This window comes from Pantoea conspicua (assembly GCF_002095315.1).
In the GTDB taxonomy this organism is placed as follows: Bacteria; Pseudomonadota; Gammaproteobacteria; order Enterobacterales; family Enterobacteriaceae; genus Pantoea; species Pantoea conspicua.
This window is the reverse complement of the sequence record NZ_MLFN01000105.1, coordinates 1-1,748: the sequence shown is the minus strand read 5'-3', so window position 1 is coordinate 1,748 and position 1,748 is coordinate 1. Positions and strand designations below refer to the sequence as shown.

The 1,748-nt window shown below is 53.8% G+C and carries 1 rRNA gene; it reads left to right on the top strand.

Features of this window, described 5'->3' with window-relative positions:
* The first annotated feature begins 162 nt into the window (after positions 1-162).
* Positions 163-1,703 (top strand): 16S ribosomal RNA (locus HA41_RS19385).
* Positions 1,704-1,748 lie beyond the last annotated feature (45 nt).

The window sequence follows — 1,748 nt, the reverse complement described above, 5'->3', positions numbered from 1 at the left end:
CTCTTTAACAATTTATCAGACAATCTGTGTGGGCACTCGCAGGATTGATATCAGCGTCTCCGGACGTAAAAAATATCAAGTCTCACGAGTGAACACATAATGAAATTCATTATGACGTTTTACAGATGAGCACCGCTTAACGTGTTTAAGCAAATCAAACTTAAATTGAAGAGTTTGATCATGGCTCAGATTGAACGCTGGCGGCAGGCCTAACACATGCAAGTCGGACGGTAGCACAGGGGAGCTTGCTCCCTGGGTGACGAGTGGCGGACGGGTGAGTAATGTCTGGGGATCTGCCCGATAGAGGGGGATAACCACTGGAAACGGTGGCTAATACCGCATAACGTCGCAAGACCAAAGAGGGGGACCTTCGGGCCTCTCACTATCGGATGAACCCAGATGGGATTAGCTAGTAGGCGGGGTAATGGCCCACCTAGGCGACGATCCCTAGCTGGTCTGAGAGGATGACCAGCCACACTGGAACTGAGACACGGTCCAGACTCCTACGGGAGGCAGCAGTGGGGAATATTGCACAATGGGCGCAAGCCTGATGCAGCCATGCCGCGTGTATGAAGAAGGCCTCGGGTTGTAAAGTACTTTCAGCGGGGAGGAAGGCGATGCGGTTAATAACCGCGTCGATTGACGTTACCCGCAGAAGAAGCACCGGCTAACTCCGTGCCAGCAGCCGCGGTAATACGGAGGGTGCAAGCGTTAATCGGAATTACTGGGCGTAAAGCGCACGCAGGCGGTCTGTTAAGTCAGATGTGAAATCCCCGGGCTTAACCTGGGAACTGCATTTGAAACTGGCAGGCTTGAGTCTCGTAGAGGGGGGTAGAATTCCAGGTGTAGCGGTGAAATGCGTAGAGATCTGGAGGAATACCGGTGGCGAAGGCGGCCCCCTGGACGAAGACTGACGCTCAGGTGCGAAAGCGTGGGGAGCAAACAGGATTAGATACCCTGGTAGTCCACGCCGTAAACGATGTCGACTTGGAGGTTGTTCCCTTGAGGAGTGGCTTCCGGAGCTAACGCGTTAAGTCGACCGCCTGGGGAGTACGGCCGCAAGGTTAAAACTCAAATGAATTGACGGGGGCCCGCACAAGCGGTGGAGCATGTGGTTTAATTCGATGCAACGCGAAGAACCTTACCTACTCTTGACATCCAGCGAACTTGGCAGAGATGCCTTGGTGCCTTCGGGAACGCTGAGACAGGTGCTGCATGGCTGTCGTCAGCTCGTGTTGTGAAATGTTGGGTTAAGTCCCGCAACGAGCGCAACCCTTATCCTTTGTTGCCAGCGATTCGGTCGGGAACTCAAAGGAGACTGCCGGTGATAAACCGGAGGAAGGTGGGGATGACGTCAAGTCATCATGGCCCTTACGAGTAGGGCTACACACGTGCTACAATGGCGCATACAAAGAGAAGCGACCTCGCGAGAGCAAGCGGACCTCACAAAGTGCGTCGTAGTCCGGATCGGAGTCTGCAACTCGACTCCGTGAAGTCGGAATCGCTAGTAATCGTGGATCAGAATGCCACGGTGAATACGTTCCCGGGCCTTGTACACACCGCCCGTCACACCATGGGAGTGGGTTGCAAAAGAAGTAGGTAGCTTAACCTTCGGGAGGGCGCTTACCACTTTGTGATTCATGACTGGGGTGAAGTCGTAACAAGGTAACCGTAGGGGAACCTGCGGTTGGATCACCTCCTTACCTGAAGATACCTTCCCGCGCAGTGTCCACACAGATTGTCTGATA